At 43.8% G+C, this 14,834-nt stretch carries 13 protein-coding genes and 2 pseudogenes; 7 read left to right on the top strand and 8 right to left on the bottom strand.

Annotated features, from left to right (window positions below; all coding sequences use genetic code 11):
* Nucleotides 1-112 precede the first annotated feature (112 nt).
* The gene (locus DYI03_RS03650) at nucleotides 113-472 is read left to right on the top strand and encodes a hypothetical protein (RefSeq protein ID WP_021668126.1); all 360 of its coding nucleotides are present in this window, start codon (nucleotides 113-115) and stop codon (nucleotides 470-472) included.
* Nucleotides 473-704: 232 nt separating this feature from the next.
* Here DYI03_RS03650 and ltrA read toward each other — a convergent pair whose 3' ends face one another.
* From ltrA to DYI03_RS03625, 4 genes and pseudogenes are all read right to left on the bottom strand, one after another.
* The gene (gene ltrA / locus DYI03_RS03645; RefSeq protein ID WP_115367891.1) at nucleotides 705-1,985 is read right to left on the bottom strand and encodes a group II intron reverse transcriptase/maturase; all 1,281 of its coding nucleotides are present in this window, start codon (nucleotides 1,983-1,985) and stop codon (nucleotides 705-707) included.
* A 369-nt stretch (nucleotides 1,986-2,354) separates the two neighbouring features.
* Nucleotides 2,355-3,260: pseudogene (locus DYI03_RS03635) on the bottom strand (IS982 family transposase).
* A gap of 151 nt (nucleotides 3,261-3,411) precedes the next feature.
* Nucleotides 3,412-3,705 (bottom strand): helix-turn-helix domain-containing protein, encoded by a 294-nt coding sequence (locus tag DYI03_RS03630; protein WP_021668101.1) that lies wholly within the window; start codon nucleotides 3,703-3,705, stop codon nucleotides 3,412-3,414.
* 12 nt (nucleotides 3,706-3,717) lie between these two features.
* The gene (locus DYI03_RS03625) at nucleotides 3,718-4,020 is read right to left on the bottom strand and encodes a helix-turn-helix domain-containing protein (RefSeq protein ID WP_021668100.1); all 303 of its coding nucleotides are present in this window, start codon (nucleotides 4,018-4,020) and stop codon (nucleotides 3,718-3,720) included.
* A gap of 451 nt (nucleotides 4,021-4,471) precedes the next feature.
* Here DYI03_RS03625 and DYI03_RS03620 point away from each other — a divergent pair.
* The 6 genes and pseudogenes from DYI03_RS03620 (at nucleotide 4,472) to DYI03_RS13605 (ending at nucleotide 9,739) form a co-directional block, all read left to right on the top strand.
* Nucleotides 4,472-5,844: pseudogene (locus DYI03_RS03620) on the top strand (virulence-associated E family protein).
* Between the two features lie 237 nt (nucleotides 5,845-6,081).
* Nucleotides 6,082-7,074, top strand: coding sequence for a toprim domain-containing protein (locus DYI03_RS03615; RefSeq protein ID WP_025064832.1), 993 nt, complete (start codon nucleotides 6,082-6,084; stop codon nucleotides 7,072-7,074).
* A gap of 4 nt (nucleotides 7,075-7,078) precedes the next feature.
* Nucleotides 7,079-7,537: a DUF3408 domain-containing protein gene (locus DYI03_RS03610; protein WP_025064833.1), complete on the top strand. Its 459-nt coding sequence runs from the start codon at nucleotides 7,079-7,081 to the stop codon at nucleotides 7,535-7,537.
* A 361-nt stretch (nucleotides 7,538-7,898) separates the two neighbouring features.
* Nucleotides 7,899-8,330: a plasmid mobilization protein gene (locus tag DYI03_RS03605; protein WP_115367890.1), complete on the top strand. Its 432-nt coding sequence runs from the start codon at nucleotides 7,899-7,901 to the stop codon at nucleotides 8,328-8,330.
* A complete protein-coding gene (locus DYI03_RS03600; protein ID WP_115367889.1) occupies nucleotides 8,314-9,378 on the top strand; it encodes a relaxase/mobilization nuclease domain-containing protein in 1,065 nt (354 codons plus the stop codon). Before DYI03_RS03605 ends, DYI03_RS03600 begins: the two co-directional genes overlap by 17 nt.
* 28 nt (nucleotides 9,379-9,406) lie before the next feature.
* A complete protein-coding gene (locus tag DYI03_RS13605; RefSeq protein ID WP_199898201.1) occupies nucleotides 9,407-9,739 on the top strand; it encodes a hypothetical protein in 333 nt (110 codons plus the stop codon).
* A 37-nt stretch (nucleotides 9,740-9,776) separates the two neighbouring features.
* On the opposite strand, the gene DYI03_RS03585 is transcribed toward DYI03_RS13605, so the two are convergent.
* The 4 genes from DYI03_RS03585 to DYI03_RS03570 all read right to left on the bottom strand — a co-directional run bounded on the left by DYI03_RS03585 (nucleotide 9,777) and on the right by DYI03_RS03570 (nucleotide 14,559).
* On the bottom strand, nucleotides 9,777-10,394 hold the full coding sequence (locus DYI03_RS03585) for a TetR/AcrR family transcriptional regulator (RefSeq protein WP_004354881.1): 618 nt from the start codon (nucleotides 10,392-10,394) through the stop codon (nucleotides 9,777-9,779).
* A gap of 41 nt (nucleotides 10,395-10,435) precedes the next feature.
* The gene (locus tag DYI03_RS03580) at nucleotides 10,436-11,698 is read right to left on the bottom strand and encodes an NHL repeat-containing protein (RefSeq protein ID WP_021668871.1); all 1,263 of its coding nucleotides are present in this window, start codon (nucleotides 11,696-11,698) and stop codon (nucleotides 10,436-10,438) included.
* Between the two features lie 23 nt (nucleotides 11,699-11,721).
* Nucleotides 11,722-14,124, bottom strand: coding sequence for a TonB-dependent receptor (locus tag DYI03_RS03575; RefSeq protein ID WP_021668872.1), 2,403 nt, complete (start codon nucleotides 14,122-14,124; stop codon nucleotides 11,722-11,724).
* A gap of 198 nt (nucleotides 14,125-14,322) precedes the next feature.
* The gene (locus DYI03_RS03570; protein ID WP_147287660.1) at nucleotides 14,323-14,559 is read right to left on the bottom strand and encodes a hypothetical protein; all 237 of its coding nucleotides are present in this window, start codon (nucleotides 14,557-14,559) and stop codon (nucleotides 14,323-14,325) included.
* Nucleotides 14,560-14,834: the final 275 nt, after the last annotated feature.

Raw genomic sequence — 14,834 nt, 5'->3', positions numbered from 1 at the left:
GGGGGCTTGTCACTAGCATGCTGTCATCCGAACTATTGTGTCTCAATGAGTTGGAATGAGGATTTCTATGTTTAGCGGACAGTAATAACATTTAATAGAAAGCCGTGACAAGGTGTTTGATGGGGAATCTGTCCTGCAGGAAACCATTATCGTAAAGGTAAGGAAGACACAGCAACAGCCCTCAACTATTCGCATAACGACATCTTCGACATCCGATTTCTCGGACGTAAGAAGTTTCGAAACGCCATACGATACCGTGGTTGGCAAGAACGAATATGTATACTTGGTTACGAATGAGGACGATGCAGATGTTCTTCAAAAGATAAATCACTTTGACAAGACTTTTCCCGAAATTAACTTGAAAATGCAGACTGGCATTATCGTTGATTTCAGAACTCGGGAAGTATTGCGAAATGAATTGGAAGAAGGAGCATATCCCTTGCTCTACTCCCAACACATCAAGGGGGGGTAGAGTTTTTTGGCCGCAGGGTAAGGATGGTGAAGTCATCAAGACTGAAAGAGAAAGTTATTTAACGTGAGTTCGACGAATTCAGAACAGAGCAAGCTGTGTGTCAATAGTCCTTTGTACATTGATACACGGCTTCTTGGGAAAAATCGAGTAGGTTGGGAAACGAAAGTTTTTTAACCTACTTTCGTTTCCTTCCCTCTCACACCACCGTACGTGCCGTTCGGCATACGGCGGTTTAATTCGTTTTCAAAGCGTGTCTAATCGTGTAGTAGTCCAAACAACTTACAAGTCCTCTTCGAGCAAGCACTTCTTTTGATATCGCTTTTACCACGCATGTACGTCTCACCACCCATTCATAGCGGTCTCCGCTGTAGGAGGTGAGCTTGGCGAAGTCGTTGCACACACCAAGCTTGCGCAGTCCCCAGGCTCGCTTTTGAGGAGTTTTCCATTGCTTCCATATCACCTTACGTAATATCGTGCGCAGATGTTCGTCTATCTTCGCCATATTGCTTTTCATGACACCAATGACAAAGTAGTTTATCCATCCACGTATCAACCAGTTCAGCATAGTGATGCGGTCAGACATGGAGATGCTCCAGGAGCGTTTGCATAGTTTCTTCAGCTTTCTGACTAACTTCGCTACGGAGGCCTCGTGAGGTCTCGCCGTCCATTGCCTTGTCTGAGGGGATTTGTAAAATCCGAAACCAAGATATTTGAGTTTACTCGGTCGACAGACGTGCGTCTTAGTGGAATTGACCTTGAGTCCCAAGACACGCTCTATCCATTTGGTGACAGAATGCATCACACGTTTGGCACTTGCTTCGCTGCTCACTGCTATAACGCAGTCGTCCGCGTAGCGAACATAGCGCAGGTTCCGTCTAACGAGTTCCTTATCAAGCTCGTTGAGCATCACATTGCTCAACAAGGGTGACAGATTGCCGCCTTGGGGCGTGCCAAGTTCTGTAGCTTCGTAAATACCATTCTCCAGAACGCCCGACTTCAGATACTTGCGTATCAGACTTTCGGTGTCTGGGTCATGGATGACGCGACCAACATAGCTCATTAGTTTGTCCTGAGGGACTTTGTCGAAGAACTTCTCCAAGTCTATGTCAACTATCCACTCCGAACCCTCGTTGAGGTATTCCAAAAGCTTTTGCACGGCTTGCTCGCAGCTCCTGCCGGGGCGGAAGCCGTAGCTGCCATCTTGGAACTCTGCCTCGAAGATGGGTGTAAGGACTTGGACAATGGATTGTTGAAGGGTTCGGTCGACAACAGTCGGGATACCAAGCTTGCGAACTCCTCCGTTGGGCTTGGGTATCTCAACCCTCCGAACGGGAGCTGGTTTGTACCTACTCGCAAGGATAGACTGCTGGATACTTGTCCAGTTGGCGTTCATGTAGTCACGGAGTTCCTCGACTTTCATGCCGTCTATCCCAGAGGCGCCCTTGTTGGACACAACTCGATGGAGAGCCTCACGAACGTTGTCCTTGGCAAGTATCTGTTCGATTAGTTTCATCTTCCGTCTTTCTTAATTTCCGCTTCCGATGCATGCGTGCTTAGCTCTATGTGGACACTCGCATTGACGTATTGACCGTTGCTACTCGTCAGCAAAACATCGGAACATACATTCTTGATTAACGTTACAAATTATTCGGTCCTTCGGCTTGTTCTACTCAAGAAGGGCTACTTCGACCTCTACTGACTCCTCGGCATTCGTTTTTATTATCCTTAAGGACTGCCAAGGCCTCACGGGATAAGACATACATCTTTCATCTTTTACCAGACTAATTTACGCATCAAGGGTACGGTTGCCTTTTGGAACTTCACTGTCTTCGGCCAGCTTGTCCGCTTGATACGCCTTAGTATTAGCGGGAGTTCGACGAATTTAGAACAGAGCAAGCTGTGTGTCAATGGTCCTTTGTACATTGATACACGGCTTTTTGGGGAACAAACAATAGGCAGCAATAGCGCCTAATAAATTGGCGATGAAATTGTCAAAGCATCTATGTCTGGAGTGTTCCACCTGCGCAATATTCTTAAGCTCATCATTCACAGTTTCTATAATGGCTCTTTTTCTGAGTAAGAGTCTGTCAGAAACGCTCATCAAAGCTCCTTTCATATTGCTTTTCAGCTTGGTAATAAGTTGTATTCCGTCCACAAACAGCCTTTGGAAGAGATTCTTGCTGATGTACCCCTTGTCGCCGACCAGCTTGCCATATATGAAATCTACAAAAGATTTGTATTCCAAAGAATTACAGTCATCAACATCTCCCAGTGTTATCATAAAATTGAGAAGTTCTCCTTTCTCATTGCAAATCAAATGTAATTTGAAACCGAAGAATCAACCCATGGAGCATTTTCCTCTTTGGGCTATACCTTTGAAAACCTTGTGAATATGTATTCTTTGGTTCTTGCAGACACGCAGTGGTGTGCTGTCAACAAAACTTATCCCCGTGCATTTTCCCAACAAGACCTTCTTGATAAACAAAGCGAGTGGAATGACAACCTCCCTTTCCAATTCTACTATACGGTTGTATGAGACAACTTTAGGAAACAAATGACGCAGATGCTTACATACTTTTTCAAGATAGAAATGTTTAAAGCAGCGATAACCAGAGTCGTGAAAAAGAATCATTATTAGCATGACTTCTGCCTTTGACATCACGGAATTACGATGATAGTTTCTTTTTCCTGTAGGTTTTAGCGTATATTTTGCCACCATTGTATCAAAAAACTTGCAGAAATCATCTGCCATACAAAATATTTCAGTAACTTTGTCTTCGGTGATCATGGCGATTTTTGTTTGTAATTATTTGTATATCAATACCATAATGTTACAAATTTCGCTAATCGCCAAATTTACAGACACTTATAATTCGTCGAACTCACGTTAAAATAGATATATTTCTATCCAAGTGACTAAGTCTTTTATGGAGTTTTCTCTAATCGTTCTTGTAACTATTCTCCAGCATCCTTTCCAAATCCGACACCTTATAGAGTATCTTCCCTGCGAACTGAGTGTAGGGAACAATCTTTCTGTCCCAATAGTCCTGCAAGGTACGGGGGCTAATATACAGCCGCTCGCATACCTCCTTGCCTGTTAGGAAATGCTCACCACCAAACAGTGGTTTGTGTGTTTCTGCCACTTCCTTAATCCGTTTGCTCACACTGCTGATAGCGGACAACACCACCTGCATATCGTCCATATCCATGTTTAAGTCTCTTATCTGTTCCATAATACTCTTATCTTATTTGTTGTCCTTAGATTTGTCTGTATTTGATTTCACTGATTTGATTTCCAACAATCGTTCCACGTCCTCACGCTTGTAATAGCACTTATGCCCGATTTGGGCAAAGGGCAGCACGCCCGTATCACGGTAATACTGCAAGGTATGCTTGCTGATGTTGAGCAGTCTGCACACATCACCGTTGTGCAGCCAATCGGTGTGCCTGCTCTGTTCTCCGAATGCCTTGTGGCAGGTCTCGGCAAGGCAGAGTATCTCGTTCCTCAGCTTTGCCCAGTTTGAATCCGTAATGATAAAATATCCCATAATTCTATTGTTGTTTTGTTTGTAATTCTGTCTTATTGGTATTGATAATACTTTTGTCTGTCTTGCGTTTCACCGCACGTTTCTGCCTGCAAAAGTAGGGAGTGTTTTCCATACTTCAAAGCACAAGGGAACAGTAGGGAAATACAGGGAAAAACAAGGAAAGGCGGTTTTAATTTTAGCTTTCTTTGCCTCCTCACTCCATTTTATCATATCCTTTTAGCCGATGCAATACTATGCAGAACGGAGCAAATAAGCACCTGCCTTTCTTGCACAATTTCGATACTTGTCCTCTTGTTTAGGGCTTAAATCCATGCTTTCCGACAGTTTCCTGTCAAAAATCCGTGAGAAATTCATTGCCAATGAGTGCAACATTATGCAAGCACTCTCCGAATGCTTGGAACTTTCATCTTCTCGTAATAACTTCACTCTCTGAAACCAAACCAATCATATAATGAAAAAGAATGCAGATAAAAGCAAATCTGAGGGAGAAAACAATATTCCCAAGCAAAGGAAGACTTCCTCAAAAAACGGTGAGATAGAAACCTATCTTTCCTCTCGCTATGAGTTCAGATATAACACGGTGTTGGGAAGAACCGAATATCGTGGCAAGAATGATGCTCTGTTCTCAAAAGTGGGTCGCTATGAAATTGACACGCTCCGCAGGGAGATAGACAACGACATCGGGATTATTACATCGTCCGATAATCTCTATTCCATTATAGAGAGCAGCTTCTCTCCACGTATCAACCCTATACAGGAGTATTTCAAAGCGTTGCCCTTGCTGGATATAGTCAGTAGTTGTGGTAACACTAACGAATACAATAGTTGCTGCAATGCTTCTTCCCTTTCACTGAAAGCCATTCCCGCTTTGGCAAATTGCATTGCCGTGCGTAACCCCGACAAGTGGATGCCATACCTCACCAAATGGCTCGTGGCAGTGGTTGCCAATGCTATGGACGACCGTGAGTGCCGTAACCACATCTGCCTTGTGCTCACAGGCGATCAGGGCAAGTTCAAGACCTCGTTCCTTGATCTGCTTTGTCCGCCTGCCCTGCGCGGTTACAGCTATACGGGCAAGATATATCCGCAGGAGAAGGACACACTCACCTATATCGGGCAGAATCTCATCGTAAACATCGACGACCAGCTCAAAGCCCTCAACAAGCGTGACGAGAATGAACTCAAAAAACTCATCACCTGCCCGATGGTCAAGTATCGTATGCCCTACGACAAGTATGTGGAGGAATATCCACACTTAGCGAGCTTCGTTGCATCGGTAAATGGTAACGATTTCCTTACCGGCCCCACAGGCAGCAGACGGTTTCTGCCCTTTGAAGTGCTTTCCATAGATATTGAGAAAGCAAAGGCTGTTTCTATGGATAATGTCTATGCGGAAGCGAAAGCCTTGCTGAACATAGGTTTCCGCTATTGGTTTGACGATGAAGAGATAACGGAACTATACTGGGAGAGTGAGGATTTCCAAGTGCAGACCGCAGAAATGGAACTACTGTTGCGCTGTTTTGAGAAACCAACGGAGGATAATCCCCAATAAAGACAGGTAAATAAGCTACGCAATGTTGCTGTTTTGAGAAACCAACGGAGGATAATCCCCAATGTACTTATATGACCACCACCGAGATAATCACCTACTTGGGACTTTACACGCATCATCCCTTGTCCTTAAAGCACATGGGCGAAGCCCTTAGGAGGGCAGGCTTTGAGAAAGTAAGCCGAAGGCGTGACGGTGGCAGTCCCATCTATGTATATAAGGTAAGGAAGATTCTCCCTTGTCCCTTGCCAAGTTATTGCAGCAACCAAATGTAGTAGCCGTATGTCGTAAGTTCGTAGTATGACTTGGTACTACAAAAATACATTGAAAATCAATTACTTAACTTAAAATAGTATGTAGTAAGAAGAAAGATGAAAAAGTTTGGAGGGGGAAAAACTTCTGAAAAGAGATTTTCTTTCAATAATCATTCACCTACCATTCAAATATCATTCAAATACACCATCGTCATTCAAACACAAATTATTCAATCAATTCAATTAAAACATATCACAATGAAAGAAGAAGATTTATCACGCATCAAGCAATACCCCATCGTGGAGTATCTTGAAAGGAGAGGCATCAAGCCTGTACGCAGAACACCAGTCTATGCGTTGTACCGCTCACCGCTGCGTGTAGAAACACATCCGAGTTTCAAGGTGGACACAGAGAAGAACCTTTGGATAGACTATGCCGAAGGCAGGGGCGGAAGCATTATCGACCTCTGTATGCGTTTGGAGGGCTGCACGCTATCGGAAGCCATTTGTCGTTTGGGACAGACCGCTTCCGATAATATACCATGTAGTTCTCGTAAAAACTTCGTGCCTAATAATTTACAACCTACAATGGCTGCAAACGAGGCAAGGAGACTGATAAGCATATCAGACACCCTGCCGCCATATTTGCAGGAGTATCTTACAAAGGTACGCTGCATTAATTTGGAGAAGGCAAAGGCTTTCCTTAAATGTATCAGCTATGAGGTAAGAGGCAGGCGCTATCAAGCCATCGGCTTTGCCAACCTGTCGGGAGGATATGAGCTTCGAGACAATCACTCGTTCAAGGGAACGATAGCCCCGAAGGACATTACTTCCATATTTACGGACAAGATAATAAACCCAATACAGCCAATTTGCGTGTTTGAGGGATTTATGGACTTCCTCTCCTTTCTTTCAATGAAAGAGGAGATAGCCAGCCACTGCCTTGTGATGAACTCCGTCAGCAATGTGGCAAGGACAGTTCGCTATCTGAACAACCACAACCTATCCCATATCCGTGCCTTCCTTGATAATGATGAAGCAGGGCGAAGAGCTACCAATGATTTCGTCAAGGCAGGTTTCAAGGTGGAGGATATGTCCCGATATTACAAGGACTTCAAAGACCTCAACGAGTTTCATGTCAGCCGTATGCGTAAGCAGGAGCAGCAGAAAGCGCAGGAACGGACACGGATGTCGGTTACGGAGCAAAATCAAAACATGAAATCAAAACAAGTCAAACATAAAATGAGATAAAAACATGGAAAAGCAAAAAGTCAGTAACGAGGGAATGGATAATACCATCCATTCCACCAAGCAGTATTTTGGACTAAATCAGATAGAAAATTCGTCTGAACATATCATTGCCGAACTTCGGGCAAGGAAAGCAAGACTTATTCAAGAGTCTAACGAACAGGACACAGAGAACACTACGCACTCTGAACCTGCGCAGTATACAGAGAATGCAACCGTTCAAAGGCGCATCAGTGCCAAAAAGAGAAAGGAGACGCTCGAAGCCTACAAGCAGGCCTACCTTGTTCCGACAAAACTGAGCAACCGAAAGGCAGTCTATCTGAGCCGAGAAACGCAGGAGCATGCCGACTTCATCGTGCGCAGGTTAGGCGACAGGGGCAGCAACCTTTCAAGCTTTGTGGAGAACATCGTGCGCCTTCATCTGGAGGAGTACGGTGAAGACATAGAGAAATGGAGGAAGCTGTGAGGCACAGGAAAAGGGGGCGAGGACTTTTGGGAAAAGGGGCAACTATTCCACTTAAAGCCATCACCCCTTTTCAGGGTATATGATCACAGATATTTGCCAAACATACTGAATGGTGAGAACACCATGAACACAGTTAAACGTAGAATGCACAGCATTCATTTTCAAACAGCAAAACGCCTTGTGTGTAAACGTTTCGATAGCTGATATTGCAAGACGTCAGTTTGTACCCACAAACTGCTCTTGCTCCCCTCGTCAGACTATCGGGGAGATTAGACCGTAATCACTCCGTTCTCATCGGTCAGTATTCAGGAATTAAGAAACAATGAATCATCTACAATGATAAACTTTCAAGGAAACTTATATGAACAGATATAAAGGAAAAGCTGCCCGATGGCAGCAACAGGATAAAGAAGAACAGCGGATGAACAAAACGGAGTTCATCAAGGTAAGATGTACCAGTGAAGAGAAGAAACGTATCAAATCAAGGGCGGAAAGCACGGGACGGAAATTCTCCGATTATTGTCGGGAAATACTCCTTAACGGCGAGATAATAGCCGTCCCCAAGATGACCGACAACGAGAGGGAAGCCATTGCCATCCTCCAACATACAGGAAGATTCTATGGGCAGGTTTCCAACCTCATCAAGGTCAAGGACGAAGATTGGCTACATATCACAAAGAACCTCTCGCTATGTGCCAAAGAAGCATTTAAGCGATTTTACGACCCGCATTTTCGTGTGGACGATGAGGTATATAAGGTCTTAAATCTAACAAGAAATGATAGGAAAATGTAAGGCGATAGCACACGGAAGCACAGCTTTGGACTATATTTTCAGAGAAGGCAAGCTCGGTTATCGGCTTGCCTTCCACAATCTTTGCAGCAGAGATCCAAAGACTATCTATGAGGAAATGAAGATGGTCAGCGAGTACAACACACGGTGCAGGAATAAGTTCCTCCGCATAGAAATAGGCATCGCGCCAAAAGACGAGAAAAGACTGCCTGTATCCGAGCTTATGGGAATAGCCCATCTGTTTGCCAAGCGAATGGGACTTGACAACCACCAATGGGTGGCGGTAACGCACAAGGACACTGATAATAGACACATTCACATCATCGCCAATCGTATCAGCCTTTACGGAGAGGTCTATGACACCACCTTTGTGAGCAATAGGGCAGCAAAAGTGGCGGAGGAAATAAGCAGAGAGAAAGGCTTGACCATTGCAAAGGAGGTCAAGGCAGAAAAGAAATATCAAAAGACAAAAGCAAGTCCAACGAGAGAGCAAACCAAGAAAGAGGTGCAGCAAATCTGTTATGCCCTGCTTGACAAGTACAAAGGAACAGGCGTCACGGGGCATTCCATGTTCCTCTACGACCTTAGTAAGAGTGGCGTAACCATTGAACGTTTGAGGAACAAGCAGGGCAAGGTCTATGGCTTGAAGTTCTCATACGCAGGACAAACTTTCAAGGCTTCCGAAATCGGCAGGGAGTTCGGCTACCGTTCTTTGCTGAAGAACTTTGAAGCATCCAACAAGGAAGAACCAAAGAAACCATGCCTAACGATACAAGAGGCAACAGAAAAGAAAGAACAATCTGATACAGGCTATCAACTTGTACCCAAAAGCTGTTCCTCAATCTCACGAGCATCAGAAGAAACTCCGCAGATAGCACAGGCTATCGGTACAATAGCAGATGCAACCGTTAGCGCAGTCGATGAAGCAGTGGAAGTATTGGGCGATTTGATGACACCAACTTCGCAAGGCGATGACTATGCAGAAACAGCGTGGCAGCGCAAACTTAGAAACCAAGCCAACAGAAAGAAAAGACGTGGAAGAGGATTATAACCCTAATCTGAACAAAATCTGAACAAAAATGCAAAAAGAAGAATATCTCATTAAAAACGCTTGCTATTCGGTAACAAAGTATTATCTTTGCAAACGGAATAACAAGCGTTCTTTGTTAGGCAGAAAACAGCGAAGCCAAGTAGCTCGCTCGTTTCCAAATCGTTACCTGTTTAGTTTCACTAACAATGTAACTTCTTTATTTTCAGATAGATATATTTTTATAATTATCTTACCGTGCAAAACAGCCGCTTTCGCAATGCCAAATCGAAATTATCATTTTTTAGTAGAAATATCTTTACAAGCCGAAAGTGTTTATCCTTCTTTATTTCTCTTGCGTGTTGTTCTACCAGCAGAGTGTTAAGACTTGCCCAAAAGGTTTCCGTAGTATTCATTTACCTTTATTCAATACCCATCAGTTCGCGCCAGCCGCCAAGGGTGAAATGTATATAGTCGGTAATGATTTGGTTTATTTCAGTCTCGGTTAAGTCATCGTGGGTAACGATATGCCTAATGACACCTGCCCACAAATCGCAAAGAATGCGGGTGAAGTGTAGGGAAATGTCTGAATTGATATGTGGAAATAGGCTTTTTATGCGGGAGAGATAAGTTATTCCGTCGGTATATGTCGCTTCCAATAGTTGGTCGAAATAGTTCTCCAACGATGTGCCGGCTGTTTCGAATATAAGTAAACGCAACTCTTTCCGAAAGGGAACAATCAGCGATGCCACCTGTTCGCGCATCATCTCATAGTAGAATTCATGGTGAAAAATGTCGAGCGTTATATATTCTTCGCCGCCAGTTTTGCTGCGATAATCCTTGAAAGCCTTGAAAAGAGGAGCAAGGACAGCCTTCAGTAAGTCGTCCTTGCTCTTGTAGTAATTATATACATTGCCTACTGCTACCCCAGCTTTGTCTGCAATAGTCTTTATGGACGTATGCTTCACACCGTTCTTCATAAACTCGTTGCTTGCAACGATAAGTATCCGGTTGCGTATCTCGTCTTTCTGTATTTGCATAGACAGTAGCTTTTAGTAAATAGTAGGCACGATTGATTGTCTTATTCTGCAAAGCTATGGAAGAAACTTGGATTTCCCTTTACCTGCATAATTGGTCCTGCTACTTTCTTTGTTGCAGGGTCGTAGGTATAGAAGCCGTTAGCCTTCTTGTTGGAACTGCCGAATACAAGCAAGTTTCTGTGTTTGCCAATAGCGATGCCTTGTGGGTTGGAAATCTCCATTCCTTCGATAGTACTCATTGTCTTTTGTTTCAAATCAACTACAACAGGTATATTGGTAAAGCTTACATAAGGATTTTCAAAACCCTTTGAGTCGAGGGCAAACGAATTGGCATAGGTGTAGACCTTTCCGTTACCTGCGTAGTAGAATGTAGAGAAGAAGTCGGCAAACTTCGTTGGCAGTCCTGCTACTTCTACTTGGTCGAGGCGTATGCAATAGTCGGGGTCTATCTCGGTAGTTCCGTTCTTGATACGTGCAATACCGCCATGGAATTGTGGGATAAAGCCGAACGAACCGATACAGTTAATATAGATGTCTTTGTTTTCGTCTATAAAGATAGAGCCTGGGTCGATGGGGCGGGTGGCAAAGCTCATTTCCAACGAAGTATTGACGATGTGTTTCTCTACTTTATCGGTCTTTGTGTCTATTACTGCAAGCTCTATATTGTTGCGCGCTGGCATGAATTGTGCGTTCATTTGGTTGAGACCGATGAAAAGTTTACCATCTCGTATGACCATAGCTGCAGGAGCAACATTCGTTTCTGCTTGTTTAAGACCGTTCAAATCAATCTCCCCAATACGGGTCATAGTGGTAGGATTGAACACTATTATGCTGCCTAAACCCTGCAAACTGACGTATGCTTTCTCGCTGTTCAGTTCAGTTACGCAGCATGCGGCTGCCTTTGGTGGTATCTGCAGTGCGCCTTTCTTGTGCCATTTGTTGTCGGAATATATCCTATAACGTGTAATTTCTGCTTTTGTATTGCCCATATAGTCTGGCAAAACATAGATATTTCCCGATTTCGCAACTATCGGAGCGGTACCGAATCCTACAGGAATACCATTGCTGTTGTCGTAGTTTCCTGGCACCATATCGGGGAGACTCTGCATGTAAACGCTACCACTGTTTCCCTCAGGATTGGTGATACCAGCGGCAAAGATAATTCCCTTGAACGCCTTTCCTGTAGGTTCGACGGGGTTTGGTGTAGGTTCGACGGGTTTTGGTGTAGGTTCGTCGTTGTGGCTGCATGAGCTTACGAGTGCCATCATTGCGATAGCGGGAAGAATAAATCTTAAATTTCTCATTGTTTTATATGTTTATTAATTAATTATTTAAATAGGTATCTCACCTTTATTCCTATGTAGCGACCTGGTAACGGGCGGTTTAATTCAGAAACAATACGACGGTCGGTAAGATTTTTAACCTTGAAAGTAATCGTCCAACGGTCGTTGCAGAAGCTGTGTTCTAAGGCTGCGTCCATTGTCATTGAGGTTGGAATTTTGCGTTCTTGGTACTTACTAACCTCAAAATCGTAAAAGTATTGGTGTATATACGAAGCGTCGAAAAGCAGCCGTGTGTTCTGTCCGCTGCCACCAAAGAGGTTTTCTTTGTGCAGTTCGGCACCGAAGTTGGCAAGCAGATAAGGTACGTTGGGAATGCGCTTGTTGCGTGTAGGGTTCTCTACCTCTGTTCCTGGGATTGTTTTTCGGACGTCGCGAAGGTCTTGATAGGTTCCGTTTGCGTAGAGATAGAGAAGTGGGCAGATGTCGCCCTTGGCTTCCAACTCTACTCCTTTCGTACGTACACTGCCGAAGTTTCGGTAGCGTGCCATAGTTGGAATCATGTCGGGGGTGAAGCGTATCATATCTTCCAACTGGTTGTAGAAGCCATTCAACTCTACTTCTATAAGTCCTCCATCTGCCTTTATGTGGCGATAGAGAAGCCCGAGGTTTACTCCTGATGTGCGTTCGGGTCTCAATGCTGGCGAGGCGAGTATCGAATAACCGTTGCCTATGAGTTCTTCGCTTGTCGGGATACGTACTTCCGAGTTGAAAGAAGCCTTCAGCATCAAGTCGTTTGTGAATTTATAGCGCATGGCATTGCTGAATCCAATGTAGTTTTTGGAGGTTTTCACAGGTTGAGGCTCCTTCACAGAGAAGATGTCGATGCTGCGAGAGTGAGATGAAAAGAGGAAATCCTTCAATGTAAAAGCATTCTGAAAGCGTCCGTCGAAGAGTGTTAGGTCGTACGAAAGTCCTACGGTCAGCGTTTTCATCTTGCTTGGGAAGTTGGCACGGAAGCCCAACGACTTATCCATCAGTGAATCGTTAGGGTGCAGGGAGTTATGGTCTGCGTAAATGTTAAGGTTCAATGCGTGGTGCATATCAAGGGTATAGCCCATATTGAGCTTTGCCGCCAGTTCGTTGGAACGGTTGTTGCCGTCTGACGCAAAGTTGTTTTGCTCGCCTCCAAAAGATGAAACGGGAGGAAGCACCTTGCCGTCCCAGTCGTAGCGATGTTCAGCCTTGTCGCACAATCCATATTTGCCGATGATGTAACCTGCATTGAAATCGAAGTCCAAACCATCTAAAAAGAAGTTTTTACGTTTCAGTGTCAATGCTGTAACGTAGTTGATTGAATGGTTATAAGCCTCTCGTACGTTAAGGTCAATGCCCTGTATTTCCTGTCGAGTTTTCATAAAAATGAGTTCCCACTTCATCTCGTCGAACCACCATTGGGTAGCTTTTACCGACATACCTCCCATTATCTTGTTGAAACGGTCGTGGTCTCGCTCAACAATACGGCCGTCAAGATTAGCCAAAGTCATTTTATAGTTGTTCTTGGCATACGACACCACACCGCCAACACCGAATTGCAAGCCACTCTTGCGGTTGGTTCGTTTCAGTACGGAAGAGACTTGATGAGTATTGAACGACCCAATTTCGTAAGAAAAATCCAAGTAAATGGGTGGATATTCCTTTGTTACAACATTGACAGCCCCGCCCAATGCAGAACCGCCAAACTTGTAAGGGACGATACCTTTATATACTTCTATACGTTCGATCATATTTGTAGGAATATCGTTCAGTGCCACGAAGTTGCTGAGTTGCGACATAGGTGCCTCGTCAACGTACATACCCATTCGCTTTCCCTCTAATCCACGAACCGATATACGCGACGCACTTCCCATGCCACCAGTGTTCCGCACCGTAACGCCTACGGTGCGAGCGAGCACGTCGTTGATATTAGAGGCTGTGCCTTGCAGTTGCCGCTGCCCGATAACAGATATGGGCATAGCAGACTCTCTTAGCTTCCGCATCTCGCTTCGGGTGGTTACTGTTACTTCGTCCAGCACGTTGTCAACGGGCTTCAAGCGTATGTTGCAGCACACGCTGTCGTGCAATACTATCTCCCGACTTTCTGTTTTATAGCCCAAATATTGAAAGTTCAATCGCACTTGCTGCCGTCCTTGAATATTCAGAATATAGCGGCCATTGGCATCAGCAACCGTTCCCTTCCCATCTTTTGCTATCGAAACCCCTGCGCCAGCAATAGGCTCGCCAGTCTTGTCGTCGGTAATCTGTCCATATACGATGGCTTTCTGTGCTGAGATTGTCATTGTGCACAGCAGGCAAAGCAATGCCAAGCAAAGCCTCTTGCCATGCAACCGCACGTCAGTTCTCCTTAATACTCCTGCCGATGGCTTCTTCTTGACTCTTGTCTCTTTCATAATAGAAGTGTGGTAAAAACGAATATTATCCATAATTGTTCAAAAATAAAGTGCGCTGTCTTTAATTCTGACAGCGCACTTTCTGTATTAGGGCATTGCCCCATAGTTTTATTTCTCTTCCTTTTTGGTATCATTTAAAGTTCTTTTGTATGTAAATATACAATTTGTGTGCAAAGGTAGGGTTAATATTATAAACTATCAATACCTAAAAATGGGTAAATCTTTATTCGTATTTATTTTAATTCCCTTGTTTTGTGGAAAAGGATTGATTTGATAAAAATCAACATTCTTTATACTACATACTCCGTTTTTGTAGAAAACTATTTTTTCTCCATTATTAGTATTCCATGTACCAACAATATCTTTGTAAATGTTTTGACGTGAACAAGCGTACAAAACCATCACAACTATAAGCACAAATTGAATATTCTTCATTTTTCTAATTTTAAATGTTTCACTCCAATTAAAGAAGTGGTGCATTCAACAAGCAAGTACAAATATACAATATATTTTCATAAAAACACTTTTGTAGTGGTTTATTGTCGAGCATTTTCCTACAGACTTATACGCATTAAAATCTCTTTTGATGTTTAAAACTTATTATTTCCCAGTGGTATAGCATGTTTTCAAAAAGAAACAATATATCTTACAAGTTTTTTGGGGCTATTTAATCGAACACACTATATCAGTTTCAAAAAGTTTCCCTATGA

The organism is Prevotella disiens (assembly GCF_900454955.1).
Lineage (GTDB): Bacteria > Bacteroidota > Bacteroidia > Bacteroidales > Bacteroidaceae > Prevotella > Prevotella disiens.
The sequence above is the reverse complement of the archived record's forward strand: the minus strand, read 5'-3'. Positions and strand labels throughout refer to the sequence as shown.